Here is a 266-nt window from a genome sequence, read left to right as displayed (position 1 = left end):
CATGCAAAAAAGCTTGCCGCATTGAGCGACAAGCTTTTGATGAGTGAGCCTGCAATTATTTCGCAGCTGCGAAACGTTTGCTTACTTCATCCCAGTTTACTACGTTCCAGAACGCCGCGATGTAGTCAGGGCGTTTGTTTTGGTAGTTCAGGTAGTATGCATGCTCCCATACGTCCAGACCGAGGATAGGTGTTTTGCCTTCCATTACAGGGCTGTCTTGGTTAGGAGTAGAAGAAATAGCTACTTTTCCGCCTTCAGCAGTCAGC

1 protein-coding gene is annotated in these 266 nt (G+C 47.7%); it reads right to left on the bottom strand.

Translation table 11 applies throughout. The annotated features are described in order from the left end of the window. Nucleotides 1–55 precede the first annotated feature (55 nt). On the bottom strand, nucleotides 56–266 hold a 211-nt coding region (locus SB775_RS30245), incomplete at its 5' end, for a superoxide dismutase (protein ID WP_410864945.1).

The organism is Peribacillus sp. SIMBA_075, assembly GCF_046534585.1.
The sequence above is the reverse complement of the archived record's forward strand: the minus strand, read 5'-3'. Positions and strand labels throughout refer to the sequence as shown.